Raw genomic sequence first — 25,280 nt, 5'->3', positions numbered from 1 at the left:
TTATTTAATAGAATAATATATATTTATATAGATTTAATGGTTTTAGTTTATTAAAAATGGGGAAATCGATATGAAGGTTAAATTTGCCGTAATAAAAGATGAAAACTTTGATTGTAGTTTATTAGAAACAAAATTATTGAAAACTTTTAAAGAAGTAGATTGTGAAGCAGATATTGTAAAGGTTGAGGATGAAATTTTTGAAAACAATGGTATACAAACGCATTTATTAGAAATAACCATTCATGTTACTGGAAAAAATATCGGGTATAGGTCCGTTTCCGCCAGTATATTTATTGTTCTAGAGAGTTTATCAATACAGCTATTTCGTATTCATATTAGTATACTTTAAGCAGTTCAAAAAGTGGATTCTTCAGAAAATCATACGGATTATATTGAGTTGTAAATATGAAAATAATAGAAATTATCGTAGGTGCTTCCGAATGTTGGATTGCACATTGTTTGTTGTTAAATAAACAAGGGGTACCTTTTCTAATTTTAATGTATCTTAACGCTAATTTATAAATAGAAGAGTGGAAACATGTGAGTAATTCAATTAGATTGTACAAATAATTTGGTGCGCACATATACGGAATTATTCACCGGTAAGAGGGTTGTCTCATAATATATATAGATTTTTCTATTAAGATGAACAGAGGGTGTGAATATATGGAAGATGTTTATGCTAAAATTGACAGTCTCAAGGCCGACCAAAAAGAAATTATGAGAGACATTCGTGCTTTAGAAACGCGTACCACTATTAATGAGAAAGACATAGCAACAATTAATAAGCAATTAGAAAAAATAAGTACAAACACAACTTGGATTTTGCGTATTATTATTAGTACGATAATAATGTCAGTTTTAGGATTGATATTAAAAGGGATGATTTAAAAGAAAGAGGGGAGCTCCCTCTTTCTTTTATGTAAATAAGAAGCTATACATTTTCCGTTTCTTTTTCATCTGCATACTTATCCTCTAAGGAAATTAATAGAGGGATTGATATAGTTACAAGAATGATTAAAGTAGTTATAAAAGATTTAGAAAGAGAAAAAGAACCTTCAATTAAAGGTGATAAAAACTTGAATGAAAGTATACTTGTTATTAAGGAAATTACTAAAAAGCTAAAAAGAGATATATTTTTATTCTTTATAGATGTCTCTATAAAGTCTTTAACGCAGGTTATTAAGACAAATATAGTTAATATGATAAGAGAAACAAAATAATGTGTTACATTCGTCATACTAATAGTAGGGTCGTCTATTATGTAAGCAAGTAACTTAGATACTAATATTCCTCCAAACAATAAAATAATAAAAGCAAGTAATCCTTCCGATATATAAGTGCTGAAATTGTCTTTCTTGTTAAAGAAGTTGTGGTTCAGAGTAGATTGGATTATTTGAATCAGGAATAGGCTAATAATCCATACATAATATACAATTGGTAATTCTCCTGAGAATAGAGAGATTAGGAAATTTATTACTGTCCTTAAAATTTCAATCATTACGAAAGTCCTCCTGTTTGTAAGCTTGTGACATTAAAATATGCTAGTCTATCGTTTAATAATTAAATTTGTTAATTCAAAATATTTCTAATTATTCCATAAAAAGGTGGCTACATCAAGTTATCTTTTTAACAATCCTTCAAGGCTGAGCACTAGAAAAAGAAACACAATATGTAATATAATTGAAAAAGTATATTTAAAAATCGATGTTAATATTACCCTCCTATAAGTATTAACATACGTAATTGAGGTGTTTGCTTTGTTGTTTTATGATCGAATTTCTATAATGGCCCCTCCTGTTCCGTAGCTAAAGAAAGTCTTTTTATTTCTGAGATTTTCAAAGTTATAGGAGGGTATGAAAAATGAAAAAAGTCTCAGTACCATCACTTTTGTTAATGATTATTCTTGTCGCATTTCCGCAAATTAGTGAAACAATCTACACACCGTCTTTACCGGACATTTCAAAGGCGTTACATGTAAGTAATAATGAGGTACAGTTAACGCTTAGTGTGTATTTTGCTGGATTTGCTTTAGGTGTATTTTTTATTGGATGGTTATCAGATATAATTGGCCGTCGCCCGGCAATGTTACTTGGAATTGTCGTATATGGCGTTGGGAGTTTCTTATGCTTTATTACAAATTCCATTGAAGTTTTATTAGTAAGTCGTTTTATTCAAGCGTTTGGAGCAAGTGCAGGATCAGTTGTGACGCAAACGATTCTTCGTGAAAGTGTAGAAGGGCATAAGAGGCATGTTATGTTTGCTCAAATCTCGGCAGTCATTGCTTTTACACCAGCGATAGGACCGTTAATTGGTGGTTTTCTTGATCAAATGTTTGGATTTAAAATCGTATTTTTAAGTTTAGTAGTTATGAGTGTCGGAATTTTGCTGTATACTTTTGTTTCCCTTCCGGAAACAAAGACGGACTCAATAACGAATAAAATAAATGTGTTTTCAGTCTTGAAGAGGTTAATTACAAATCCAAAAGTAGTAACATACGGGTTATTAATTGGAGGAGCGAATGGTGTTTTATTTAGCTATTATGCAGAAGCGCCATTTATCTTTATTGAATACTTTCAGTTATCGCCTAGTATGTATGGATTTTTAGGAATCGTTGTTGCTTCTGCTTCTATTATTGGAGCGAAAGTTTCCAAACGATTGCTTGCCACGTATAAACCAGAGAAAATTATATATATCGGTTGTCTTGTAATGACAGGGGGAGCTATTCTTTTGTCTGTTATTACTTCACTGGGATCAAATCCAAACATTATATATATGATTGTATTTTTAGTAGCGATGTTTATTTTGCTATTAGGAATTGGAGTAGCGTTGCCTAACTGTTTAAGTTTAGCATTAGTAGATTTTCAAGATGTTATTGGTACAGCCGGAGCATTGTTTAGCTTAGGCTACTATGTAATAGTAACGATGACAATTTGGGGAATGAGCCATCTGCATACGGGCTCGTTACTAGTGATGCCACTTTATTTCCTAGCTATAGTAGTTATCATGATGGTGTTTACTAAAGTGTTTATTTTAGGGAAACAACCTTCAAAGATGATTTAAATATGAAATGGTAAAAGGGTCTCATTAAAAATGAGACCCTTTTATATTTTATCCCACTGTTTTGAGGTAGTAAGGTTCCTGCCTCAAAATTGGGCTGGACTAAAGAAATTAGTAGTTTATTAATATATTAAATTTCTGGTTGGTATATGAATCGGACGTGTGGGAAATTACGTTGTCAACTATAAAGATTGAAGTGCATGGGATGTGAAACCGAGGAAGAAATACTCTCCTCGGTTATTTATATTGTAATAATATTCATGCCGGAATCATATTGAATAGATGTATTTTATTGTTAATTCAGTTAAAAATTAAACGTAATCATGCGTATTAATTTATTGAAAAAATAATTGAATTTTTCAGATTAATGAATTAATATAAGGTAAGTAATTTTAAGATTTATAGAATATTGGAAGATGAAAGGTTTTGAGAATTTTATTAGGGGCAAAAAGCGATTTTAGGATAGCTTTAAAGCTAGTGTAAAATGACGTTTGCTTCATCATTTTCAGGGCCGAAAAGAATTAGGGGAAAGCATCTTGTTTTAAAATGCGGCTATGAATCATCTAAGAGGGGGAAGTGAAGTGGCAAACAAAGAATTGAAAAGAGGTTTAGAAGCACGTCATATTCAAATGATTGCTTTAGGCGGAACAATTGGTGTTGGTTTGTTTATGGGATCAGCCAGCACAATTAAATGGACAGGTCCGTCGGTTATGCTTGCTTATGCAATTGCAGGTATTTTTATCTTCTTCATCATGCGTGCCATGGGAGAAATGTTGTATATGGAGCCAAGTACAGGATCATTTGCAACGTTCGGTCATAAGTATATTCACCCGTTAGCTGGTTATATGACAGCGTGGAGTAACTGGTTCCAGTGGGTCATCGTTGGGATGTCAGAGATTATCGCGGTTGGGGCGTATATGCAATATTGGTTCCCGGATTTACCAGCTTGGATACCAGGTGTAATTGCAATGGTTATTCTTGGCGCAGCTAACTTAATTTCTGTTAAGTCATTTGGTGAATTTGAATTTTGGTTTGCGATGATTAAAATTGTTACGATTCTATTAATGATTATTGCGGGATTTGGACTTATTTTCTTTGGAATTGGTAACGGCGGAGAAGCGATTGGTATATCAAATCTTTGGTCAAATGGCGGTTTCTTTACAGGTGGTTTCTCAGGATTCTTCTTTGCTTTATCACTTGTAGTTGGAGCATATCAAGGTGTAGAATTAATCGGTATTACTGCTGGTGAAGCGAAGGATCCGAAGAAGACACTTACAAGAGCGATTCAAAGTACAATTTGGCGTATTTTAATTTTCTACATCGGTGCTATTTTCGTTATTGTAACTGTGTATCCGTGGGATCAATTAAGTACAATTGGTAGTCCGTTCGTAGCAACTTTTGCGAAGGTGGGTATTACGGCAGCAGCTGGACTGATTAACTTCGTTGTTATTACAGCGGCGATGTCTGGTTGTAATAGTGGTATTTATAGTGCGGGTCGTATGTTGTATACGTTAGGTGTAAATGGACAGGCACCGAAATATTTCACGAAACTTTCTGGAAATGGTGTACCTTTATTCGGTACAGTTGGTGTAATTATCGGTTTAGCGGTTGGTGTTGTTTTAAGTTATATCGCACCGAAAAACTTATTCGTATATGTATATAGTGCGAGCGTACTTCCTGGTATGGTACCATGGTTCGTTATTTTAATTAGTCAAATTAATTTTAGAAAAGAAAAAGGGGCAGAGATGAAGGATCATCCGTTCAAAATGCCATTTGCTCCTGTTACAAACTATTTAACAATTGCCTTTTTAATTATGGTATTAATCGGAATGTGGTTTAACGATGATACGCGCATTTCATTAATTGTAGGTATCATTTTCTTAGCTATCGTTACAATTAGTTTCTATGCTTTCGGAATAGGGAAGCGAACTCCGTTAGACGTTCAAAATGATCAAGAGATTTCAAGTAAATAAAGATAGTAAAAAGTCCGATTTCTTATTTAGAAATCGGACTTTTTACTATTAAAACTTTTCTAAAACGATCTTCCCAATTGTACTTCCGCTTTCAAGCAGGGCATGTGCTTTCTTTACGTTTTCAGCGTTAATTGGTGTGAATGTTTCATTTAAAGTAGTCTTTAAAATGCCTTCATCTAGTAGTTCGCTTACTTTATTTAATAGTTCGTGCTGCGTGATCATGTCTCCAGTTTCATACATCGCTTTTGTAAACATAAACTCCCAAACGAGTGTAGCACTTTTACTTTTTAAAATGCCCATCTCAAGAGGGTGCTCATTTTCTACGATAGAGCAAATTTTTCCTTGTGGTTTAATAAGTTCACATATTGCTTGCCAATGTTGATCTGTATTGTTTAGGCAGAAAATATAATCTACATCTTTTAGCCCGAACTCTAATATTTGTTCTTGTAAAGGTTGGTGATGGTTAATGATATAATCGGCACCGAATTTTTCAACCCAGTGTATCGTTTCATTGCGGGATGCAGTTGTGATAACATTTAGTCCGGCCCATTTCGCAAGTTGAATGGCAATTGAACCTACACCACCAGCACCGCCTATAATTAAAATGTTTTTAAAGGAGTTCGTATCTTTCTTATTATAATCAATACCTAAACGTTCGAATAAACCTTCCCAAGCTGTAATAGCTGTTAACGGAAGTGCTGCAGATTCAGCATCACTTAACGTTTTTGGTTTTTTACCAACGATTCTTTCATCAACGAGGTGGTATTCACTATATGTACCTTGTCTCGTAATGCTTCCAGCGTAAAACACTTCGTCGCCTTCTTTAAATAACGTACAATTTTCGCCGGTTTGTACAACAACACCACTCGCATCCCAGCCAAGTATTTTCGCTACCTCTTCTTTTTTCTCTTTTGGAGATCGAACTTTTGTATCAACTGGATTAACGGAAATAGCGTTAATTTTAACGAGTATATCTCTCCCTGTAGCAACAGGTCTTTCAACTTCCATATCAATTAAACTGTTTTCTTCTTCAATAGGTAAGTATTCATGTAAACCAATTGCTTTCATTTGTATTCCCTCCATTAAAGTAAGAGTCATTTACTCTTTTATTATAGTAGGTGGAGTGTCATTATGTAAAAAAGTTAAGTCCCTTCTATTTTGTAAAAGGCCTGTTTCAGCATCATGTAGTACCGTGTAACTGGAGAGGATCCGCCATCGTTTTGATTTTATAGGCGTCGGATGAAAGTTATACTTATTTTTCCATTGTACCTTGCAATGAACAATACCGAGTGTTATATTATACTTGTGGTTACTTATTATAAAACAGTACTGAACAATAAATAGTAGTGAACATCAATTAGAATAGGGTGAATGAATATTGAATGTACAATTTAAAAAAGGAGTTTTAGAACTTTGTGTTCTTGTCTTACTTGATAAGCAAGACCGTTATGGATATGAATTAGTTCGAAATATTTCTAATCGAATTGAAATATCAGAAGGGTCTGTTTATCCTCTTCTTCGAAGGTTAACTAAGGAAGAATATTTTACCACGTATTTACAGGAGTCTTCAGAGGGTCCTTCAAGAAAGTATTATACACTAACGGATAAAGGTAGAACGTATTTGTATCAACTTTTGGAGGAATGGAATGAGTTCTCACAAGGTGTCAATCAATTAATTAAAGAAGGTGTACGTAATGACGAAAGATAAATTTTTACAACAATTAAATATATCTCTAAAAAGGTTATCTGATAAAGAGCGTGCAGATATTTTAAAAGATTATGAAGAACATTTTACTTTCGGATTAGAGGAAGGGAAAAGTGAAGAAGAAATTGTAGCTTCATTAGGTTCTCCAGCTCAAATCGCCAAAGAGTTATTAGCAGATTATCATATTGAGAAAGTAACAACAAGTGCAACAACAGGAAATGTTTTTCGTGCAATTTGGGCAGTAATTGGATTAGGTTTTTTCAATTTGTTAATCGTACTTGCACCTGCAATTACATTAGCGGCATTGATTTTTTCAGGATGGGTTCTAGGTATCTCATTTTTAGGTGCACCATTACTTGTTTTAGTTGATACGATTATACATCCAAATACATTCTTGTTATTTAATCTTTTCGTTTCTTTAGCACTTTGTGGACTTGGATATTTCATTGTTATTGCTATGTTATTTTTAACGAAGTTAGCAACGAAAGGATTTGTTCGTTATTTAAAGTTCAATATAGCACTAGTAAAAGGTGGTTTGAAGCATGATAAATAAGAAGAATTTCTCAATCATTGCAGGTATTATTTTCATTATTGGTATTATCGGAAGTTTATTTACTTATCGTTCAATTGCTGCGGTACCAATTTCAGAAGAAAAGGTCATTAATAATAATGTGTCAAGCGTCATTATCGATACGAATAATGTTCGTGTTAACATCAACCCTACAACAGGTAGTAACGTGAAAGTAAAATTAGATGGCGAAGTTAATCCTAATGTAAAAAGGGAATTAGCTACGGATGAGAAAGATTCAACGCTTCTTATTTCTTATAAAGAAAAACAACAGAGTTGGTTCAACTTTAATATTTCTGAAGTGTGGGCGCCATTAACATTAAATGTGTATTTACCTGAAAAACAATATGAATCATTAAAAGTTTCCAATAATAATGGCTATGTTTCTGCTAAAAAACTAAACGCAACAAATTTTAATATCAATACAAGCAATGGACGTGTTGAATTAAGAGAAATCAATTCGCCAAAAATTATCGCGGAAACAAACAATGGAATTATGGATTTCAAAGATGTATTGACACAAAATATTCATGTGAAATCGAACAACGGACGAATAATGCTAGACCATGTTGAAGGTGAAATAGAGGGGCAAACTAAAAATGGAAGTCTTACTCTGAAAACGAATGAACTGGATCGAAATCTCAATTTTACGACTCACAATGGAAAAATTAATATTGAAACTGAAAAAGAACCAACTAATGTTCAATTTAATGTTTCTGTTGACAATGGCAGAGCGAATATACTTGATAAATATAATGGAAATACGGTTATTGGAAAAGGAGAAAATGTAATTAAATTAAACACACATAACGGAAATATTACAGTGAAAAAACAATAGTATATTATCTTTTATCATCTCAGCTCGCCACACATAAAGAGCAATAATAAATAAAAGAACCGACTCCTTTTCTCGACGTATAGGTAGTCGGTTCTTTTATTTGTAACATTCGTTTAAGTGTGTATCTTTTTCGTATTACAAAATACAAACAGTTGATTTATTACTCTGGATTCTTAGAGAAATAATGAATAGTAATTAAAAGTGTAAGGAGAATTTGTGAATGACTCAAAAATAATAATTGAAACAGTGAAGGAAGAGAAGGAGTTTATTTCTAACAGGAGGAATTTTTTACTGTGAACTTTATCCAAAACTAAATGTAAAGGTGGATACATAATGACAGTAAAGAAACTTTATTTCATCCCAGCAGGTCGTTGTATGTTGGATCATTCGTCTGTTAACAGTGCGTTAACACCGGGAAAACTATTAAACTTGCCGGTTTGGTGTTATCTTTTGGAGACGGAAGAAGGTCCTATTTTAGTAGACACAGGTATGCCAGAAAGTGCAGTTAATAATGAAGGGCTTTTTAACGGTACATTTGCAGAAGGACAGATTTTACCGAAAATGACTGAAGAAGATAGAGTTGCAACTATTTTAAAACGTGCAGGGTATGAGCCAGATGATCTCCTATATATTATTAGTTCGCACTTGCATTTTGATCATGCAGGAGGAAATGGTGCTTTTTTGAATACGCCAATCATTATACAACGTGCTGAATATGAGGCAGCGCAGCATAGAGAGGAATATTTGAAAGAGTGCATACTACCAGATTTAAACTACAAAATTATTGAAGGTGATTATGAAGTGGTACCTGGTGTTCGGTTATTGTATACACCAGGACATTCTCCAGGGCATCAGTCATTATTAATTGAGACGGAAAAATCCGGTCCTGTATTATTAACGATTGATGCATCTTATACGAAAGAGAATTTTGAAGATGAAGTACCGTTTGCGGGATTTGATTCGGAATTAGCCTTATCTTCAATTAAACGTTTAAAAGAAGTTGTGATGAAAGAGAAACCGATTGTTTTCTTTGGACATGATATAGAACAGGAAAAGGGATGTAAAGTGTTCCCTGAATATATATAGTGCAAAAAGTCATGAGCTTATTCACTCATGACTTTTTCGTTTAAATAATTTCTTTAAATAAGTTATATACTTTTTTAGAACTATCTTCATTTAATTGATAGTACGTTAGGTTTACATCATCAGGAGTATCTTGCTGAGCAATCATCACTTCGCTACTGTGATGATCAACTACCCATATGAAATATTTTTTATAAGTTCCATCTTCGAAAGTAATCCACATATCACAATCTATTAAATCTGATCCTTCTTCATCTAATGTTAATTTTCCTTTTTTTGCAGTATCCATACTATTAATAAACGTTTTTAATTCATCTGTTTTTGTGAGGAAGAGATCCTTTTTTGTTTTAATGGATTCGACATGTATATCTTTTATTTCCTGTTTTCCTAAAAAGACAGGGGGCTCATTTGGATCCCTTTGAGTGGAAATAATAGTAGCTTTTTTCTTAGGCTTATTTGCTGTATAGAGATTTTGAATAGATTTTCCAGAGTTTATAAACCATACGATTCCACAAATAATCAATGTGCTACAAAGCAGTAAAATAATTTTCTTAATAGAATATTCTCCTCTCTATTACTTCGTATGAAGAGCTTTTCTATTAATATATGATAGGTAAGCGTAAAGTATTATAGTTGAACGTGGCTATTCTTAACAGTTTTAAGAGGGCGATCAACGAGTAAATTGTAAGTAAGCCCAATTAATACGAAAACACCGCCGATAATCTTTCCGGTTGAGAGTTCATTTGTCAGGAAGAAATCAATGATAGTCCCTGCAAATAACTGTCCGATAAAGATGAGTAACGTTAAATAAAATGCTGATATTTTAGGAGTGATATAGTTCGATAATGAAATAACGATAACGCCTACTAATCCGCCTAAATATACAGCGATAGGTATGGATTGTAACGTATGCATTGGAATATACATTGAATCTGAACTGAAAATTAAAAATAACATAGAGAAAAATAAGCCAGTAATATAATTAAAAAATGTGCCTTCCCAATTCCCAATTTTCTTTGCTAAATTCGCGTTAATAATTCTAGCAACGACGATAGAAACACCAGCTAAAATAGCGATCGTAACATATAACATTTTCTTGCCCCCATTAATAAATTGTCATGATTATAATTCCAGAAGAGATGAAACATAATCCAATTAGTTTTTTCTTTTCAAACTTTGCAACTTTCATTCCTAATAAACCGAAATGATCAATAACGATGGAAGCAATGGATTGACCGAGTAAACTTAATGCGATCGTAATAGAGGCACCAAGGACGGAGAAGCTTATATTGTTAAAAAGAACAGTGAATACTCCAATCGCTCCAGCGCTATATAAAAAAAGTGAAATACTTTTATCAAAATGGATTTTATGTTTGTTTATGATTAAAACGAAAATAACTGCAATTAAACCGACAAAGTGAATGACAACACTTGCTGTATACTTGCCAATTAACTCAGATAAAATCCCATTCAATGGAAGCATAACGGCGATAAGCACGCCAATAAAAACAGAAAGAAAGTTATACAATGTAATATCCCCTTTGTATTTCATATTTGTAATGACTGTATCATGCTGAAATTGTGTATTACTATGACATATGTCATAGTGGAGGAAGAAAATTTTGATTACAATGGGGATGAGTTGTAAAGGTGGGGGACTATGAAGAAAATATGTAATTCAATTAAATTAGCAGAGTATATGAAACAAAATAACATTGACTCCTTTTTTAGTAATGATATGAAACCGTATATGGAACTTATATTTTTTAAAAAGAATGAGTTTATTTGTAGAGAAAATGAAGAGATAGATTATTTGTTTTTCTTCGTTGAAGGAAAAGCAAAAGCGTTTAATACATTAAGTAACGGGAAAGCTGTATTACTATGCTTTTATGATAGCTTGCAGCTGTTAGGAGATGTGGAGTTAATTCATTCTCAAAAGACTGCTTCAAACGTACAAGTAATGGCAGATTCATATTGTGTTGGTTTACCTTTAGGAAAAGTGAGAAATCAACTATTTCATGATGCAAAATTTTTACGATGTATTTGCGGATCGTTGGCACATAAATTAAACCGACTTTCAAAAAATAGTACAATTAATTTACTATATCCACTTGAAAATAGACTTGCGAGTTACATGTTGGCAGCAGGAGAACGAGCGGTGCAGCACGGAAATCGAATTGTATTTAGTGGGAATTTAACGGAAACAGCTGAATTGTTAGGAACGAGTTATCGGCATCTATTACGTACATTAAATATTTTTTGTGATAAAGAGATTATAAAGAAAAACGATGGATGCTTTGAAGTTGTAAACTTGGATGTTTTGAGGGAATTGGCGGCAGATGTTTATAAATAATATATTAAAGTGGGGATTTAGATGAAAATAGCGATCATTTCAGATGTTCATGGAAATAGTCACGCTTTGAAATCCGTATTAGAAGATATTGCATGTCGCAAGGTCGAAATGATAATTAATTTAGGTGATAGCGTGTATGGGCCGTTAGATCCTTTAGGGACAATTGAAATATTAATGAATAACGAGATGATACATATTAAGGGCAACTGTGATCGCATGCTTTGGGAACCTATACAAGAACAGTCTGCTACACTAACTTTTGTCCGAAATCAATTAACAGAAAATCATATAGATTGGTTAAAACAACATCCTTTCCAATTCATTGTTGACGATATTTTATTTTGTCATGGTACACTAACTTCAGATGAGGTGTATTTACTAGAAGAAATGGACGAAAATGGTGCAGTATTAAAGAGTGAAAAAAATATAATGGATCAACTCCAAAATATAGAACAAAAAATAATAGTATGTGGTCATACGCATATTCCTAGAGTTGTTTATTTGGCAAACGGTAAGATAGTTATAAATCCAGGGAGTGTAGGACTTCCTGCATACAAAGATGAATTACCTGTTGTACATAAAATGGAGTCGGGAACTCCGCACGCAAAATATGTAGTGATAGAAGAGGTTTTTGGAGAGTGGATAATTGAAAAATTTTCAGTTCCTTATAATTGGGAAGAAGCAGCTGGATTAGCTGTTCAACAGGAAAGGCATGACTGGGCACAGGCGCTAAAGACTGGGAAGGTAGAATGAAGGGGAGTTTACTTAATGGTAAACTCCCCTTTTTTATTTTGAGTAAATATTGAATGATGTAAAAATAAAATGTTATGATAATAGAAACGTATGAACATATGAACAATTATTCATATGTCTAATAGAAGGAGGGATTAGAGTGAAAGACCTAATTATTATTGGAGCGGGTCAAGCTGGATTAACAATGGGATATTACTTGAAGCAAGAGGGATATAATTTTTTATTACTTGAGGCAGGAAACCGAATTGGTGATTCATGGAGAAACAGATATGATTCTTTACAGCTCTTCACACCGAGAGAATATAGTAGTTTACCAGGTATGGTAGTAAAAGGAGAAGGAAAGGGATTTCCATGTAAAGATGAAATGGCAACGTATTTAGAAGAATATGCAAGGCATTTTCAATTACCGGTTCAATTGCAAACTGAAGTTTTTAAAATAAAAAAAGAAAGAGATATATTCGAATTACATACTCCTACAGAAATTTTACAAACGAAAAAAGTTATTATCGCAACAGGTGGTTTTCAACAACCGTTTATTCCCTCAGTTTCAGCAAATCTATCATTACATGTTTTTCAAATGCATTCATCACAATATAAATCACCATCACAAATTCCTAAGGGAAAAGTACTAGTAGTAGGTGGTGGGAATTCAGGGATGCAAATCGCAGTAGAACTTGCAAAAACTCATGAAGTTACAATGTCTATTAGTCATCCTTTAACGTTTTTACCGTTACATCTTTTTAGAAAAAGTATTTTCAATTGGTTAGAAAAATTAGGTTTATTGTATGCTGAAGTTAGTACCAAGAGGGGGAAATGGTTTCAGAAAAGAAAAGATCCTATTTTTGGATTTGAAGGTAAGGAACTCATTCGTAATGGAGCAATACAACTACAGGAAAAAGTAGTAAGTGCATCAGAAAATAACATTATGTTTCAGAGCGGTGAAACATATAGTGCAGAAAGTATTATATGGTCAACAGGTTTTATTCAGAATTATAAATGGATTGAAATTGAAAAGGCAGTGAATGAGAATGGACTTCCCAACCATGTAAAGGGGATAAGTCCAGTAGGAGGATTGTATTATATCGGCTTGCCATGGCAGTCTCAAAGAGGTTCTGCACTTATTTGTGGTGTAGGAAAGGATGCGGCGTATGTACTTTCTGAAATCAAAAAAATAGATCAGTAGCAGCGACTACTGATCATCCATATGTACATGAATTAGGAGAGGTCAAACATTTATTAACTTTATTATAATAGATTTTCAAAAGGATAAAAACTGAAAATTCTAATTTCGTGTTGAGAAAGTTTTTTGTATCGAAATATATAAAAGAATAGGGGTTTTTTAGTAAAAAGCAAAATGATATTTATATTTTAATAAATTGTGATATAGTTTATAAAGAATAGATTACATAAAATGTTATTTTATTACATATAAAGTAAGGGGGGATGGCTGTGAAGTTTGATGATCAACGCCTACTAGGAGTACGATTAGGTTCTGTACTTGTAACAGAAGAAAATCAATATTTAGTAATAAAGAAAAAAGATCATTATGCACTTTTAAATATACATAATTTAGAATGCACACATGTTGAAGTGCAGCTAGAACATATTGAAGAAATGTTACAGGAAGATTTCCAAGAAAGTATAACGGAGATTATTGCACCAGAACATATAAAAATTGTTGCGAAAAATGTTATATAAGAAAGAAGCTGAAAGGAACAGCTTCTTTCTTTTTCATTATAAGGATAACGTTTTTAAAATCTCACCAATAATCCCTTCTATTTGATGAACACCTAAGTCTGCGTTCGTCATTATAATAGTACCATTACCTCGGTATGGATAGCATACGAGCATACATTGAAATCCCACGCCCCATCCGAGTGAATATATTTGTAAGTCTTCATTTGAATCATCCAGAAAAACACCTAGTCCCGTCCATTTTGAGCAACCTTGAGGAGAAATCATATCTTGTACTGTTTTTTGAGAAAGTTTTAGTTTACCCTTTCCTTGCAAGGAATGAATGATTTCAATAACTAAAGCTGATAAGTCAGTTGGTGTTGTCCAAATACCTGAAGAAGCTGCGAATGGATAAAATGGATACTTCTCATTTGTAACGGTGCCATCTTTATTATGTCCGCAAGCAAAAGCATCGGTTTTATCTATGTCTTCAGGAGAGAAGATTGTACTATTCTTCATTTGCAGCGGTTGAAATATATATTCTTCTAGTAAAAGGTTGAATGGCTTTCCAGTTATATCTTCAAGTAGTAGTTCGATTATACAAAAGTTTGCATCAGAGTAGTGAAATTCACTTTCTGGTTTATAAGTTACTTCTATCGGTATGGAGCAATATGGTGTTTTACCGGCAAGGAGTTTAGACATGCTTGGTTGCCCATGTGCAAGTAGATAATGTTCAAAGCTATTAGGAGGATCAATAATTCCAGATTGGTGACTTAATAAGTTTCGTAAAGTAGTTTTTTTCTGTGAAGCAAAGAGATTGGTAGGAATATTCCAAGATATGAGTCTATCATTTACGTCTTCTTCTAAATGCACGATTTCTTGATCTGACAACGTCATTACGAGCATTGTAGTGATGAATTTACTAATTGAGCAAGAATTGAATATGGAATCTATAGTGACAGTTCTATTAGTTCCGGATTCAAGCGTTCCAAAAGCAGCTGTTTCATCTAGTTTGCTGTCGCGTATAACAGCAAGACTTAAACCTACAACGGAATATTGGTTCATTTTTTCGTATATATTGTTACTTTTTAATTTCATAGTGACTCCTTTCTTCAAAAAAGACAGAATGTTAGTTCTATTATCCAGTAGTAAATAGAGAGAATGAGAGAAAAAGAAACACTTCATCGATCAAAGATGAAGTGTTTTAGTTAATTCGAAGTGAATGTTTTAAAAAATTTATCGCGGTACATGTACATAAGCCATGAGGCTGTAATTAATGAAATAATGATTTGTTTGTTTTGAATTGGCGCCTTGAAAACAAGCCAGCCAACGATATCAAATAATACATGTAGTGCAATTGAAAGAACTACAAATTGTAGTAGCGTATTTAAAAATCTTTTCATAAAGTGTCCCCCTAAAATAAAAGGTTTATCAACAATGTTGTATAATACTATTATACATTAAATGTGTTTAGTGGTAAAATTTACATAAGTTAGTGAAATAAAACAAATGAAAGCTAGTGAGGAGGAATAGTCATGGAATTTTGGATGATCATACCGATAGCGATCTTTGGGTTTATTTATATCGTTGAAAAGTTAAATAAAATTGAAAAGAAAACGGATGCACGTTTAAAGAGGATGGAAGATAGATTACAGCTAATTTCGAAAGAAATGGGAATTGTAGATAGAGAACCTGAAATTAATAAAGAGTTGCGCCAGCTTATGGAAGAAGGAAAAACAGTTACAGCAGTTAAGAGAGTAAGAGAAGCTTTTGGTTTTTCCTTATTAGAAGCGAAGCAGTATGTTGATAAATTATAAAAAAGATCATCCATTTGGGTGATCTTTTTTCAATGCACCATGCGTGTATTTACATAAGCAGCGATTATAATGTGGCCGATTATAATGACAGGAAATAAGATTTTGACATTAGGAGTAGTGAAGACACTACCAATTGTGGCAATAGCACCGGCAATTAAATTATAAAGACCAACTATTTTTGATAACTTACCTTTATCTGGCACACGCTGTTCATTAAATCCTGATAAGAGCCAAGTGTATTGTTTAACTCCGATGAAATAGGCTAGTGCAAATGAAATAATTGCTAGTATGAATAATGATGGGGAAGCGAAGAGAGTCATTGAAAACACCTCCATTAAAGGGTTATAAATAAATTATAGTATGAATGTTATAATTTAACAAAATACATTTTAAGTGTAATAGAAAAACGGAGTATGTATCATGAAGGGAGATTAAGTATGAATATTGTGGAATTCCAGAGATATGTATTAAATTTCAGTAAAGAAAAAGGATTTCAGGATACAACCATTGAAGAGCGTACGATGTATACGATGGCGGAATTAGGTGAGTTAGCGGAAGTTATACTAAAGCGTGATAAAATACAAGATTCGAAAAGAGAGATTGGTTTAGAAATGTTTGATGTCATTTGGAATGTATGTGATTTAGCAAATAAGTTAGAAATTGATTTGGAGAAAGCATTTGAAGAAAAAATGAGGATAAATGAAAAACGTGAATGGTAAGTGGAATATTAATGTGTAAAGATGGGGGATACGAATGAAAAAGAAGCTTATTATAGGAGGAGTCTTTACCTTAATTAGTGTAATGAGTGTTGTCGCTTACTTAGTTTTTCACGGCATATTTATTCCGAATCAAATAAGTGCGGATAAGTATGAAATAAAAGGTGTAGATGTTGCGTCATATCAAGGGGATATAGATTGGAGAGAGTTGGAAAAGCAAAATATGAAGTTTGCGTTTATAAAGGCTACTGAAGGAAGCTCGTTTGTGGATAAATACTTTTTGAAAAATTGGGCGAATGCGAATAAGACAAGCATGCGCGTCGGAGCGTATCATTTTTTTAGTTTTGAGAGTAAGGGTGAAACACAAGCAGAGCAATTTATACGAACTGTTCCAAAATATAAACAAGCATTGCCCCCCGTAATTGATGTTGAGTTTTACGCTAACAAAAAAGATAATCCGCCTAAGCGTGAAGATGTTGTGAAAGAGTTGTCGGTTATGATTGAAATGCTAGAAAAACATTACGGTAAGAAAGTAATATTGTATGCAACTCAAGAGGCATATGATTTGTATATAAAGAATGCGTATCTTCAATGTGATATATGGATTCGCAGTGTCTTTACAAAACCGAGTTTATCTGATGAGAGGAAATGGACGTTTTGGCAATACACGAACCGCGGGAGATTAAATGGTTATAATGGGAAAGAGAAGTATATTGATTTGAATGTATTTTATGGGAATGAGGAAGAGTTTGAGAATTATGGAATGAAAGATTAAGTTTAAAAGTGTACAACATTTTGTACACTTTTTTTGTTAAATACATAAAAAATATGCAAGTAAAGATGGAACAAACACTGAAGATGAATTGTCTAATATAGGTAATAAATATTTCGTTTGAAAGAAAGGGTGGAGAAAATGAAAAATACATTATTAAAATTAGGGGTATGTGTTAGTTTACTAGGAATAACTCCAATTGTTAGTACAATTTCTTCTGTACAAGCAGAACGAACGGTAGAGCATAAAGTAATAAAAAATGAGACAGGAACTATTTCAATTTCTCAGTTAAACAAAAATGTTTGGGTTCATACGGAGTTAGGTTATTTTAACGGAGAAGCAGTTCCTTCGAACGGTTTAATCCTTAATACTTCTAAAGGATTAGTACTTGTCGATTCTTCTTGGGATGATAAGTTAACGAAGGAATTAATAGAGATGGCAGAAAAGAAATTTAAGAAGCGTGTAACGGATGTCATTATTACACATGCACACGCTGATCGGATTGGCGGAATAAAAACGTTGAAAGAAAAGGGCATTAAAGCTCATAGTACAGCATTGACTGCGGAACTAGCAAAGAAAAATGGATATGAAGAACCAATTGGAGACTTACAAGCAATTACGAAATTGAAGTTTGGAAATATGAAAATAGAAACGTTTTATCCAGGAAAAGGACATACAGAAGATAATATCGTCGTATGGTTACCACAATACAACATGCTAGTTGGAGGCTGTTTAGTGAAGTCTGCGTCCGCGAAAGATTTAGGAAACGTTACTGATGCTTATGTAAATGAATGGTCTACATCGATTGAGAATGTGCTGAAGCGATATGGAAATATAAATTTGGTAGTACCTGGTCATGGAGAAGTAGGGGACAGAGGATTACTTTTACATACATTAGATTTGTTAAAATAAAAAGCGAGGAGAAACAATTTCTCCTCGCTTTCTTCTAACTATATTTAAATGCGAAGCTATGCATACGTTACTGAGATTTTAATTCCAAGTATACAAATACCAGTACCGTCATAATTGCGATAACAACGTAAGTAGCATCAAGCATAATAAGTGTTTTTAAAGTTTCAGTCATCCTCATTCACCCCTGGTATGAAAATATAACATAATCTCTTATCAATCAGATAATAGATTATAAAGATAACAATGTACATGAAATTTATTAAGTAGATTCCATATAAATATATCATATAAATAATGTAAACAATGTTAAGATGATGTAAATGTATTGTAAAGAAAGTAGGGGCTCATCATGTCAATAAATCTTATCGTTTGTAAATACTATGTATCTCTCGAGTGCCAGGTAGAAAACAGTTATAACATATGAAAAAAACTTACTTTGACACATCAATCACGATGTTAGTTGTTACTACATTTTCCTCTATTACTTCTACCTGTACTTGTTCATCGTTTCTCCAATTGATATTGAAGTTGTCTGTCGTATACATTTCCTTAAGGGTGACCTCTTTATATTTTTCTAAAATGCTACCTCTTTTCCCATAATAGATTCTTACAGTTGAAGTGGGACTTGGTCCTTTTGATTTTATTGTTTCTCTAAGCTCGATAATATTTATTAAATTTGGAGATTCACTTTTTTGAAAGGTAAAGGAACTGACCACTTTTTGTACCTTCGTGAACTACCCGCCACTTAGTACTTCTTACGAGCTTACCCCGAGTGGGGGATTCTCGGTTCATCGCTACTTTTGATAGCTAACGAATTTGCCCTAGGACAGCCGAGCTAACTCCCTTGTTCCAAAGGTTATTTTGTTACTATTTATGTCAACACTAATAATCGGATGGCTTCTTTTTTGATATTGATCGCTGCGTTATAGTCACGGCCAATTGTGAGTCCACACAAACAAGCATACGTGCGTTCACATAATGGCATTTCTTTTTTATTTCCACAATTACTACACATTTTTGTAGAGGGAAACCATTTATCTATTTTTACAAGCTGTTTTCCTTGTTCTTGTAGCTTATATGCTAAAAATGTCGTGAATATCCTCCAACCGTTGTCCGCTACACTCTTACCAAATCTAAGTGCTCGTGACATTCCTTTCATATGTAAGTCTTCGATTGCTACAACGTCAAAACTCGTAGCTAATTCTTTAGACTTATGATGAAGAAAATTTTTACGTTGATTGGCGACCTTTTCATGCAATTTCGCTACACGAATGCGTTGTTTCTTCCAGCGCTCTGAACCTTTCACACGTCTTGCTAATACTCGTTGTGCCTTCGCTAATTTCTCTAACATCTGACGATAAAAGCGAGGATAATTGGCTTTCTCATCTTCGCTACTCACGTACAATTCAGCCATTGCGAAGTCTAATCCAACTACACTTTGTACTTCTTTTTGTACAATCTCTTTTTCATATTCAGTCAAGATGGACACATAGTATTTACCAGTAGGTGTCATCGAAATCGTACACGATTTGATGATATGATTTGGCGGGATTTCTCTATGTTGCTTCAGTTTCACCATTTTCAACTTTGGTAATTTGATATAACCATGAAATAACATAATATTTCCGTTTACTCGATTCGTTGTATAGGATTTTCTACTCTTTTTACTTTTGAATGTAGGAAAATCACTTTGACCACTAAAAAAATTCTTATACGCAGTTTGCAAGTTTAATTGAGCATTGGCCAATGCCAATGAATCAACTTCTTTCAACCATTCATACTCTGTCTTATATTTTGCAGGAGTAGGAAATTTTTCTTTCTTTAGTTCTTCCTTGTCCTCTTTATATTTTTCATATACTTCTATTCGTTCAGCCAGCATTTTGTTATACACAAAACGTACACACCCGAATGTTTTTCGTATGAGATGTGCTTGTTCTTCTGTTGGATACAGACGAAATTTATACGCCTTATTCTGCTTTGGCATATCCATTCACCTCATTTTTCGCTTCATTTTCCATAAGCTATGACGGTGATTATACAACCTGAACACTACAAGATTATTATCTACTTTCATTATTATACCAAAATTCCCCTCTTATAAGAATGATTATATCAGAGGCGAAATAAATAGGAAAACCAAATGTTTGGCTACGCCAAACCGAAATTCATCTTCCACCTGCCGCTAGACTATCGTCTTTCACACGCCTGAGGAAGGAGACTTCTTTCCGATAATATGTTAAAAGTGCACCGATATATGGTGCAAATAAATCATGTGCAAGTATGAATACCAGAAGACAGTAACAATATTATATCGACAATGTGAACTGTCACAAATCTTTATATATTATTGTGATTGATATCACATCACTTTTTTTCAATGGATATTATGCTTATGGTGTAATTAATGATTGGGAGAGGGTGGGATGATATGTTTTGTTATCAATGTGAACAAACGCCAACAGGCGGATGTAAAGTAATGGGTGTTTGTGGCAAGAATGAAACGATTGCGAGTTTACAAGATACGATTGTGTTTGGGTTAAAAGGAATTGCGGCTTATCGTACGCATGCTGCTCAGCTAGGGTATACGGATGCTTTTGTAGATGCTACGACGCAAGAAGCATTGTATATGACATTAACCAATTCTAACTTTAATGAACAAGAACATATTGATATGGCTATGAAAGTTGGGAAATCGGCTTTACGAGTAATGGAGTTGTTAGATGAGGCACATACGAATCACTTTGGTGTTCCAGAGCCTGTACAAATTACACAAAACCGTGTAGAAGGTAAAGCTATTGTAGTTACAGGCCATAATTTATTTGCGTTAGAAGAATTATTAAAACAAACAGAAGGAAAAGAAATTAATATTTATACGCATTCGGAAATGTTACCAGCACACGGGTATCCGCAGCTGAAAAAATATAAACATTTAAAAGGAAACATCGGTAAGGCATGGTATGATCAACGACGTCTTTTTGAAAAATTTACAGGTGCCATATTAGCGACAACGAACTGTGTTATGCCAATTAAAGGATCGTATTCTGATCGATTCTTTTCATATGATATTGCAGGCCTAGAGGGCGTACAAAAAATTGAAAATGATGATTTTACACCATTGATTCAAAAAGCACTTGAACTTCCAGAAGTACATATGGATTCGGATGAACAGTTAGTAACAGGGTTTCATCATAATACAGTATTATCATTAGCTCCTGAAATTATTGAGGCAGTAAAAGAAGGGAAGATTAAGCGTTTCTTTGTCATCGCAGGTTGTGATGCACCAGGAAAAGGCGGAGAATATTATCGTGAATTAGCAACGTCACTTCCGCCAGAAACGGTTATTTTAACAACTTCTTGCGGGAAATTCCGTTTTAATGATGTGAGTTATGGTGTTGTACCTGGTACAGAGATTCCGCGTTACATTGATTTAGGGCAATGCAATAATTCAATTTCTACAGTGAAAATAGCGGCTGCTTTAGCAGATGCTTTCCAATGTGAAGTGAACGAACTGCCAGTTAGTATTGTCCTATCATGGTTTGAACAAAAAGCGGTTGCCATTTTACTTGGACTATTTAGTCTTGGTATTCAAGATATTCGCATCGGTCCAAAGGCGCCTGAATTTATTTCACCTGGCGTGCTCGATGTATTACAAGAAACATTCGGTTTAAAATTAATTACAACTGCAGCAGAAGATATGGATATGATGTTATCGTAACAAGAGGATGATTGGTCTTATTCAGAAGAAGAGCTAGCTTATAGCGCCCCAAAACAAAAATATAGAATTATTGTTTTGGGGTATTTTCTTTTTTTATCGGGGTGGGTAATAGTTGATTTTAGAAAAATATAAAAATCGAGTTGACATTTACAACTACTCAGTCATACAATGTAGTTGTAATAGGTGATACTGAGTAGTGTTGTTTCTTAAAAAACTTTTCACTAAATAATAGGTAATAGCGGATTTTAGAAGAAATTTGAAAATCAGTTGACATGTACCGCTACTTAGTCATACAATGTAGTTGTAATAAGTAATACTGAATAGTTTGGTTTTACTCAAAAGCTATTCAGTAAAAATTCGCCTTAGTACTCTGTGATACTGAATATAAGTCAGACAGAATAGGGGGTAAAGGAGGATCAGGATATGGAAAATTTAACTGAAATGTTGAAAGGTTCACTGGAAGGGTGTGTACTGGAAATCATTAGCCGCCGTGAAACGTATGGTTATGAGATTACTCGCCACCTGAATGATCTTGGATTTACCGAAGTTGTGGAAGGAACGGTCTATACTATCCTCGTACGACTAGAGAAGAAAAAGCTTGTGAATATTGAAAAGAAACCATCAGATATGGGGCCGCCTCGTAAGTTTTATTCATTAAATGAAGCAGGCCGTCAAGAACTTGAATTGTTTTGGAAAAAATGGGATTTTGTATCTTCAAAAATTAACGTCTTGAAGTCAAACTAGCCTCATAATATAAAATGTTCCGGCTCATATTTGGAGAGTTTCTTGTTTTGCTTTATAAAAAAGGAGGAAAATAAGATGTTGGAAATATTCAAAAAATTAATCGGTGATAAAAAAGAGTACAGAATGATGATGGCACGTGTTGCAGCACTGCCAGAAGACTATCAGTTTGTGTTTAAGAAAATTCAAAACTACATGTGGAATTTTTCGACTGGCAACGGAATGGATATGCTGCACATTCAGTACGAATTAATCGATTTGTTTGAAGCTGGTGCAGCGGAAGGGAGACAAGTGCTAGATATTACTGGGGAAGATGTGGCATCCTTTGCTGACGAACTAGTGGCAAACGCTAAAACGTATGTTTCTAAGTATCGTGAAGATTTGAATGAAAGTATTATGAAGAAATTGAGAAAAAAATAAATGTAACAAGTAATACCGACTGATTAGCTGGTCATAAATGTGAACTAACGCCATCGCTATTCAGTTATATTTTTAAACTACTACTAAGTAATACAGATTATCAGTGGTACTAAATAGAGGGTGCAGGTAATTTAATTTTATAAGGGGGAAAAAGTATGAGTAATGCAGCGATTTCTGTAAAAGGGTTAAAAAAAGCTTTTAGAGATAAAGAAGTCTTAAAGGGAGTGGATTTTGAGGTGCAGCGTGGAGAAATTTTCGCACTGCTAGGCTCAAATGGAGCGGGAAAGACGACAACGGTTAACATCCTTTCGACGCTACTGAAACAAGATGGCGGTGAAGGAAGTATTTGCGGATTTGATATTAAGCGCCAACCAGATCATGTTCGTCAAAGTATCAGTTTGACAGGACAGTTCGCAGCTTTAGACGGCATGTTGACGGGGAAAGAAAACTTGATAATGATCGCCAAGTTACGTGGTGTTTCCAATCACGCTCAAGTCGCTAACAATTTACTTGAAAGATTTAGCCTGACTGATGCGGCTAATCAGAGGGCAGATCAGTATTCGGGCGGGATGAAGCGCCGACTTGATATCGCGATGAGTTTGATAGGAGCACCAGCAGTTATTTTTCTTGACGAACCAACGACTGGGCTTGATCCTGAAGCACGGATTGAAGTGTGGGATACAGTTAAAGAACTTGCTGGTGGAGGAACAACCATCTTACTAACAACCCAGTATTTAGAGGAAGCAGAACAATTAGCTGACCGTATCGCTATTTTACATGGTGGAAAAATTATTACGACAGGTACTCTTCCTGAACTGAAAGAGATGTTCCCGCCAGCAAAAGTAGAATATATCGAGAAGCAGCCGACATTGGAAGAAATATTCCTTGCGATCATTGGTAAAAAGGAGGAGAGGTAAATGAAAAGCAAAACAGGTGTATTACTTGGGCGCTTAATGCGTAATATTATGCGTAGCCCGGACACAATTATTACAGTAGCGATTACACCGATTATGATGATGCTGTTGTTTGTTTACGTATTTGGTGGTGCTATACAGACAGGAACCGATAACTATGTCAATTATTTATTGCCGGGAATTTTGCTAATGGCTATCGCATCCGGTGTCGCTTACACTTCTGTGCGATTATTTACGGATGTAAAGAGTGGACTTATGGCACGCTTCATTACGATGCCTATTAAGCGCTCATCGATATTGTGGGCTCACGTTTTAACCTCTCTTGTTGCGAATGTACTTACTATCGTAGTTGTTATTCTTGTTGCACTCTTAATGGGCTTCCGTTCCAGTGCGAATATTCTAGATTGGTTTGCAGTAGCTGGGATACTAGGGGTGTTTACATTGGCGCTAACATGGTTGGCTATCATTCCAGGGCTGACGGCAAAGTCTATGGAAGGGGCGACAGCCTACTCGTACCCACTCGTTTTTCTTCCATTTATTAGTTCAGCCTTTGTACCTACCGAAACGATGCCGAAAATTGTTCGTGTATTTGCTGAAAACCAGCCTGTAACTTCAATCGTGAATGCGGTTCGTGCTCTTTTATATGAAGGAACTGTTGGAAACGATATTTGGATTGCGCTCACTTGGTGCGTAGGGTTCATGATTATCTCGTATTTTTTTGCTAGTAAAGCATTTAAACGTCAGTTAGGGTAAGTGAATTAAGTTATCTGAAGTAATATATATGTTTGAAAAAGCACGGAAGATTTTCTGTGCTTTTCTTATTTATTTTCTTCTTAATGTAACAATTTTCGGTATAATACCTTTATGTTAAGAAAAAGACGGGGATAGATTTTCATATTCCATTTACAGATCATGATTTACATATTGGAGGGGCAGCTACACTTGGACAAGTTGGTGGTTCAGTGAAAGCTGGATCAAGTGGATTTAAGATTAGTCTTCCTTGGGGGCCTGGAGCAAGTTTTGTTGATACAGCTTTTGAGGTAGAAGTAAAATAAAGGGGAGTATTGAATGACAGTAGAGAGTTTGAAAAAAATTTTAACAGTTCTTTTTATTATTTGTTTTTTTGGAACTATAATACTAACATTTTTTGATGCTACTTATAATATTAAAGAAAAGCTTATTTTTTCTTTAATATACTTAATTACAGTTCCTATTAGCTTTTTGATTTTATATAAAATCGGTAAATTTTTTATTAAATAATGAGAT

At 34.1% G+C, this 25,280-nt stretch carries 31 protein-coding genes and 1 pseudogene; 22 read left to right on the top strand and 10 right to left on the bottom strand.

The genetic code is table 11. The annotated features are described in order from the left end of the window. Positions 1–70 precede the first annotated feature (70 nt). Positions 71–349: a hypothetical protein gene (locus tag BGI23_RS16570; RefSeq protein WP_000865007.1), complete on the top strand. Its 279-nt coding sequence runs from the start codon at positions 71–73 to the stop codon at positions 347–349. Positions 350–666: 317 nt separating this feature from the next. After that, positions 667–891, top strand: a complete 225-nt coding sequence (locus BGI23_RS16565; RefSeq protein WP_000390460.1) for a hemolysin XhlA family protein — start codon at positions 667–669, stop codon at positions 889–891. A 43-nt stretch (positions 892–934) separates the two neighbouring features. Here BGI23_RS16565 and BGI23_RS16560 read toward each other — a convergent pair whose 3' ends face one another. Further along, on the bottom strand, positions 935–1,501 hold the full coding sequence (locus BGI23_RS16560; protein ID WP_070806599.1) for a DUF5823 family protein: 567 nt from the start codon (positions 1,499–1,501) through the stop codon (positions 935–937). Between the two features lie 362 nt (positions 1,502–1,863). Between BGI23_RS16560 and BGI23_RS16555 the strand changes: the two genes are divergently transcribed. Next, positions 1,864–3,063 (top strand): multidrug effflux MFS transporter, encoded by a 1,200-nt coding sequence (locus BGI23_RS16555; protein WP_070806598.1) that lies wholly within the window; start codon positions 1,864–1,866, stop codon positions 3,061–3,063. A 578-nt stretch (positions 3,064–3,641) separates the two neighbouring features. Then, positions 3,642–5,033, top strand: coding sequence for an amino acid permease (locus BGI23_RS16550; protein WP_070806597.1), 1,392 nt, complete (start codon positions 3,642–3,644; stop codon positions 5,031–5,033). Positions 5,034–5,081: 48 nt separating this feature from the next. On the opposite strand, the gene BGI23_RS16545 is transcribed toward BGI23_RS16550, so the two are convergent. Continuing rightward, the gene (locus tag BGI23_RS16545; protein ID WP_070806596.1) at positions 5,082–6,101 is read right to left on the bottom strand and encodes a zinc-binding alcohol dehydrogenase family protein; all 1,020 of its coding nucleotides are present in this window, start codon (positions 6,099–6,101) and stop codon (positions 5,082–5,084) included. A gap of 310 nt (positions 6,102–6,411) precedes the next feature. On the opposite strand from BGI23_RS16545, the gene BGI23_RS16540 reads away from it, so the two are divergent. The 4 genes from BGI23_RS16540 to aiiA all read left to right on the top strand — a co-directional run bounded on the left by BGI23_RS16540 (position 6,412) and on the right by aiiA (position 9,230). Next, the gene (locus tag BGI23_RS16540) at positions 6,412–6,741 is read left to right on the top strand and encodes a PadR family transcriptional regulator (RefSeq protein ID WP_001969260.1); all 330 of its coding nucleotides are present in this window, start codon (positions 6,412–6,414) and stop codon (positions 6,739–6,741) included. Next, positions 6,728–7,291 carry an HAAS signaling domain-containing protein gene (locus tag BGI23_RS16535; RefSeq protein WP_070806595.1) on the top strand — a complete coding sequence of 188 codons (564 nt, stop codon included), beginning with the start codon at positions 6,728–6,730 and terminating at the stop codon, positions 7,289–7,291. The genes BGI23_RS16540 and BGI23_RS16535 overlap by 14 nt, the downstream gene beginning before the upstream one ends. Beyond that, entirely contained in the window at positions 7,281–8,144 is an 864-nt protein-coding gene (locus BGI23_RS16530; protein WP_070806594.1) for a DUF4097 family beta strand repeat-containing protein, read from the top strand. Before BGI23_RS16535 ends, BGI23_RS16530 begins: the two co-directional genes overlap by 11 nt. A gap of 333 nt (positions 8,145–8,477) precedes the next feature. Then, positions 8,478–9,230, top strand: coding sequence for a quorum-quenching N-acyl homoserine lactonase AiiA (gene aiiA / locus BGI23_RS16525; RefSeq protein ID WP_070806593.1), 753 nt, complete (start codon positions 8,478–8,480; stop codon positions 9,228–9,230). A gap of 40 nt (positions 9,231–9,270) precedes the next feature. Here aiiA and BGI23_RS16520 read toward each other — a convergent pair whose 3' ends face one another. From BGI23_RS16520 to BGI23_RS16510, 3 genes are all read right to left on the bottom strand, one after another. Continuing rightward, a complete protein-coding gene (locus BGI23_RS16520) occupies positions 9,271–9,765 on the bottom strand; it encodes a hypothetical protein (RefSeq protein ID WP_070806592.1) in 495 nt (164 codons plus the stop codon). An 89-nt stretch (positions 9,766–9,854) separates the two neighbouring features. Continuing rightward, positions 9,855–10,319 (bottom strand): DMT family transporter, encoded by a 465-nt coding sequence (locus BGI23_RS16515; protein WP_070806591.1) that lies wholly within the window; start codon positions 10,317–10,319, stop codon positions 9,855–9,857. Between the two features lie 13 nt (positions 10,320–10,332). Further along, positions 10,333–10,779, bottom strand: a complete 447-nt coding sequence (locus BGI23_RS16510) for a DMT family transporter (RefSeq protein WP_061130361.1) — start codon at positions 10,777–10,779, stop codon at positions 10,333–10,335. 108 nt (positions 10,780–10,887) lie between these two features. Between BGI23_RS16510 and yeiL the strand changes: the two genes are divergently transcribed. The 4 genes from yeiL (at position 10,888) to BGI23_RS16490 (ending at position 14,031) form a co-directional block, all read left to right on the top strand. Beyond that, positions 10,888–11,580, top strand: coding sequence for a transcriptional regulator YeiL (gene yeiL, locus BGI23_RS16505; protein WP_070806590.1), 693 nt, complete (start codon positions 10,888–10,890; stop codon positions 11,578–11,580). Positions 11,581–11,601: 21 nt separating this feature from the next. Continuing rightward, positions 11,602–12,333, top strand: coding sequence for a metallophosphoesterase family protein (locus BGI23_RS16500; protein WP_070806589.1), 732 nt, complete (start codon positions 11,602–11,604; stop codon positions 12,331–12,333). A 139-nt stretch (positions 12,334–12,472) separates the two neighbouring features. Beyond that, positions 12,473–13,516: a flavin-containing monooxygenase gene (locus tag BGI23_RS16495; protein ID WP_070806588.1), complete on the top strand. Its 1,044-nt coding sequence runs from the start codon at positions 12,473–12,475 to the stop codon at positions 13,514–13,516. A 266-nt stretch (positions 13,517–13,782) separates the two neighbouring features. Then, the gene (locus tag BGI23_RS16490) at positions 13,783–14,031 is read left to right on the top strand and encodes a hypothetical protein (RefSeq protein ID WP_000666946.1); all 249 of its coding nucleotides are present in this window, start codon (positions 13,783–13,785) and stop codon (positions 14,029–14,031) included. A 36-nt stretch (positions 14,032–14,067) separates the two neighbouring features. Here BGI23_RS16490 and BGI23_RS16485 read toward each other — a convergent pair whose 3' ends face one another. Together BGI23_RS16485 and BGI23_RS16480 are read right to left on the bottom strand one after the other, a co-directional pair. Further along, positions 14,068–15,105 carry a serine hydrolase domain-containing protein gene (locus BGI23_RS16485; RefSeq protein ID WP_070806587.1) on the bottom strand — a complete coding sequence of 346 codons (1,038 nt, stop codon included), beginning with the start codon at positions 15,103–15,105 and terminating at the stop codon, positions 14,068–14,070. 110 nt (positions 15,106–15,215) lie between these two features. Further along, a complete protein-coding gene (locus BGI23_RS16480; protein WP_070806586.1) occupies positions 15,216–15,410 on the bottom strand; it encodes a hypothetical protein in 195 nt (64 codons plus the stop codon). Between the two features lie 132 nt (positions 15,411–15,542). Here BGI23_RS16480 and BGI23_RS16475 point away from each other — a divergent pair, with 132 nt between their 5' ends. Next, positions 15,543–15,824, top strand: coding sequence for a hypothetical protein (locus BGI23_RS16475; RefSeq protein WP_000397697.1), 282 nt, complete (start codon positions 15,543–15,545; stop codon positions 15,822–15,824). A gap of 29 nt (positions 15,825–15,853) precedes the next feature. Here BGI23_RS16475 and BGI23_RS16470 read toward each other — a convergent pair whose 3' ends face one another. Continuing rightward, positions 15,854–16,144, bottom strand: coding sequence for a DUF3784 domain-containing protein (locus tag BGI23_RS16470; RefSeq protein WP_000171750.1), 291 nt, complete (start codon positions 16,142–16,144; stop codon positions 15,854–15,856). A 117-nt stretch (positions 16,145–16,261) separates the two neighbouring features. On the opposite strand from BGI23_RS16470, the gene BGI23_RS16465 reads away from it, so the two are divergent. The 3 genes from BGI23_RS16465 to bla2 all read left to right on the top strand — a co-directional run bounded on the left by BGI23_RS16465 (position 16,262) and on the right by bla2 (position 18,224). Next, the gene (locus tag BGI23_RS16465; protein ID WP_001028121.1) at positions 16,262–16,543 is read left to right on the top strand and encodes a MazG nucleotide pyrophosphohydrolase domain-containing protein; all 282 of its coding nucleotides are present in this window, start codon (positions 16,262–16,264) and stop codon (positions 16,541–16,543) included. A gap of 34 nt (positions 16,544–16,577) precedes the next feature. Then, a complete protein-coding gene (locus tag BGI23_RS16460) occupies positions 16,578–17,315 on the top strand; it encodes a glycoside hydrolase family 25 protein (RefSeq protein WP_070806585.1) in 738 nt (245 codons plus the stop codon). 138 nt (positions 17,316–17,453) lie between these two features. Next, a complete protein-coding gene (gene bla2 / locus BGI23_RS16455) occupies positions 17,454–18,224 on the top strand; it encodes a BcII family subclass B1 metallo-beta-lactamase (protein ID WP_070806584.1) in 771 nt (256 codons plus the stop codon). Between the two features lie 431 nt (positions 18,225–18,655). Here the strand turns inward: bla2 and BGI23_RS16450 are convergent. Then, positions 18,656–18,958 (bottom strand): annotated as a pseudogene (locus BGI23_RS16450) (hypothetical protein); the annotation flags it as partial. A gap of 137 nt (positions 18,959–19,095) precedes the next feature. Continuing rightward, positions 19,096–20,208, bottom strand: coding sequence for an RNA-guided endonuclease TnpB family protein (locus tag BGI23_RS16445; protein ID WP_001126010.1), 1,113 nt, complete (start codon positions 20,206–20,208; stop codon positions 19,096–19,098). A gap of 444 nt (positions 20,209–20,652) precedes the next feature. On the opposite strand from BGI23_RS16445, the gene hcp reads away from it, so the two are divergent. The 6 genes from hcp (at position 20,653) to BGI23_RS16410 (ending at position 25,274) form a co-directional block, all read left to right on the top strand. Beyond that, positions 20,653–21,939 carry a hydroxylamine reductase gene (gene hcp, locus BGI23_RS16435; protein WP_070806582.1) on the top strand — a complete coding sequence of 429 codons (1,287 nt, stop codon included), beginning with the start codon at positions 20,653–20,655 and terminating at the stop codon, positions 21,937–21,939. A 423-nt stretch (positions 21,940–22,362) separates the two neighbouring features. Beyond that, complete coding sequence (locus tag BGI23_RS16430; protein ID WP_000429483.1) at positions 22,363–22,683, top strand: PadR family transcriptional regulator; 321 nt, start codon at positions 22,363–22,365, stop codon at positions 22,681–22,683. 75 nt (positions 22,684–22,758) lie between these two features. Beyond that, positions 22,759–23,100 (top strand): DUF1048 domain-containing protein, encoded by a 342-nt coding sequence (locus BGI23_RS16425; RefSeq protein ID WP_000889650.1) that lies wholly within the window; start codon positions 22,759–22,761, stop codon positions 23,098–23,100. Between the two features lie 155 nt (positions 23,101–23,255). Further along, a complete protein-coding gene (locus BGI23_RS16420; protein WP_070806581.1) occupies positions 23,256–24,017 on the top strand; it encodes an ABC transporter ATP-binding protein in 762 nt (253 codons plus the stop codon). Continuing rightward, entirely contained in the window at positions 24,018–24,767 is a 750-nt protein-coding gene (locus BGI23_RS16415; protein WP_070806580.1) for an ABC transporter permease, read from the top strand. A gap of 315 nt (positions 24,768–25,082) precedes the next feature. Next, entirely contained in the window at positions 25,083–25,274 is a 192-nt protein-coding gene (locus BGI23_RS16410; protein WP_070806579.1) for a hypothetical protein, read from the top strand. Positions 25,275–25,280 lie beyond the last annotated feature (6 nt).

This window comes from Bacillus sp. ABP14 (assembly GCF_001831375.1).
Lineage (GTDB): Bacteria > Bacillota > Bacilli > Bacillales > Bacillaceae_G > Bacillus_A > Bacillus_A paranthracis.
This window is presented reverse-complemented; position numbering and strand designations above follow the sequence as displayed.

Bases quoted from the DNA above. Each gene is read 5' to 3' on its own strand.
- BGI23_RS16570 (WP_000865007.1), top strand. From the start codon at position 71: ATGAAGGTTAAATTTGCCGTAATAAAAGATGAAAACTTTGATTGTAGT.
- BGI23_RS16565 (WP_000390460.1), top strand. From the start codon at position 667: ATGGAAGATGTTTATGCTAAAATTGACAGTCTCAAGGCCGACCAAAAA.
- BGI23_RS16560 (WP_070806599.1), bottom strand. From the start codon at position 1,501: ATGATTGAAATTTTAAGGACAGTAATAAATTTCCTAATCTCTCTATTC.
- BGI23_RS16555 (WP_070806598.1), top strand. From the start codon at position 1,864: ATGAAAAAAGTCTCAGTACCATCACTTTTGTTAATGATTATTCTTGTC.
- BGI23_RS16545 (WP_070806596.1), bottom strand. From the start codon at position 6,101: ATGAAAGCAATTGGTTTACATGAATACTTACCTATTGAAGAAGAAAAC.
- BGI23_RS16535 (WP_070806595.1), top strand. From the start codon at position 6,728: ATGACGAAAGATAAATTTTTACAACAATTAAATATATCTCTAAAAAGG.
- BGI23_RS16530 (WP_070806594.1), top strand. From the start codon at position 7,281: ATGATAAATAAGAAGAATTTCTCAATCATTGCAGGTATTATTTTCATT.
- aiiA (WP_070806593.1), top strand. From the start codon at position 8,478: ATGACAGTAAAGAAACTTTATTTCATCCCAGCAGGTCGTTGTATGTTG.
- BGI23_RS16515 (WP_070806591.1), bottom strand. From the start codon at position 10,319: ATGTTATATGTTACGATCGCTATTTTAGCTGGTGTTTCTATCGTCGTT.
- BGI23_RS16510 (WP_061130361.1), bottom strand. From the start codon at position 10,779: ATGAAATACAAAGGGGATATTACATTGTATAACTTTCTTTCTGTTTTT.
- yeiL (WP_070806590.1), top strand. From the start codon at position 10,888: ATGAAGAAAATATGTAATTCAATTAAATTAGCAGAGTATATGAAACAA.
- BGI23_RS16500 (WP_070806589.1), top strand. From the start codon at position 11,602: ATGAAAATAGCGATCATTTCAGATGTTCATGGAAATAGTCACGCTTTG.
- BGI23_RS16485 (WP_070806587.1), bottom strand. From the start codon at position 15,105: ATGAAATTAAAAAGTAACAATATATACGAAAAAATGAACCAATATTCC.
- BGI23_RS16480 (WP_070806586.1), bottom strand. From the start codon at position 15,410: ATGAAAAGATTTTTAAATACGCTACTACAATTTGTAGTTCTTTCAATT.
- BGI23_RS16475 (WP_000397697.1), top strand. From the start codon at position 15,543: ATGGAATTTTGGATGATCATACCGATAGCGATCTTTGGGTTTATTTAT.
- BGI23_RS16470 (WP_000171750.1), bottom strand. From the start codon at position 16,144: ATGACTCTCTTCGCTTCCCCATCATTATTCATACTAGCAATTATTTCA.
- BGI23_RS16465 (WP_001028121.1), top strand. From the start codon at position 16,262: ATGAATATTGTGGAATTCCAGAGATATGTATTAAATTTCAGTAAAGAA.
- BGI23_RS16460 (WP_070806585.1), top strand. From the start codon at position 16,578: ATGAAAAAGAAGCTTATTATAGGAGGAGTCTTTACCTTAATTAGTGTA.
- bla2 (WP_070806584.1), top strand. From the start codon at position 17,454: ATGAAAAATACATTATTAAAATTAGGGGTATGTGTTAGTTTACTAGGA.
- BGI23_RS16445 (WP_001126010.1), bottom strand. From the start codon at position 20,208: ATGCCAAAGCAGAATAAGGCGTATAAATTTCGTCTGTATCCAACAGAA.
- hcp (WP_070806582.1), top strand. From the start codon at position 20,653: ATGTTTTGTTATCAATGTGAACAAACGCCAACAGGCGGATGTAAAGTA.
- BGI23_RS16430 (WP_000429483.1), top strand. From the start codon at position 22,363: ATGGAAAATTTAACTGAAATGTTGAAAGGTTCACTGGAAGGGTGTGTA.
- BGI23_RS16425 (WP_000889650.1), top strand. From the start codon at position 22,759: ATGTTGGAAATATTCAAAAAATTAATCGGTGATAAAAAAGAGTACAGA.
- BGI23_RS16420 (WP_070806581.1), top strand. From the start codon at position 23,256: ATGAGTAATGCAGCGATTTCTGTAAAAGGGTTAAAAAAAGCTTTTAGA.
- BGI23_RS16415 (WP_070806580.1), top strand. From the start codon at position 24,018: ATGAAAAGCAAAACAGGTGTATTACTTGGGCGCTTAATGCGTAATATT.
- BGI23_RS16410 (WP_070806579.1), top strand. From the start codon at position 25,083: ATGACAGTAGAGAGTTTGAAAAAAATTTTAACAGTTCTTTTTATTATT.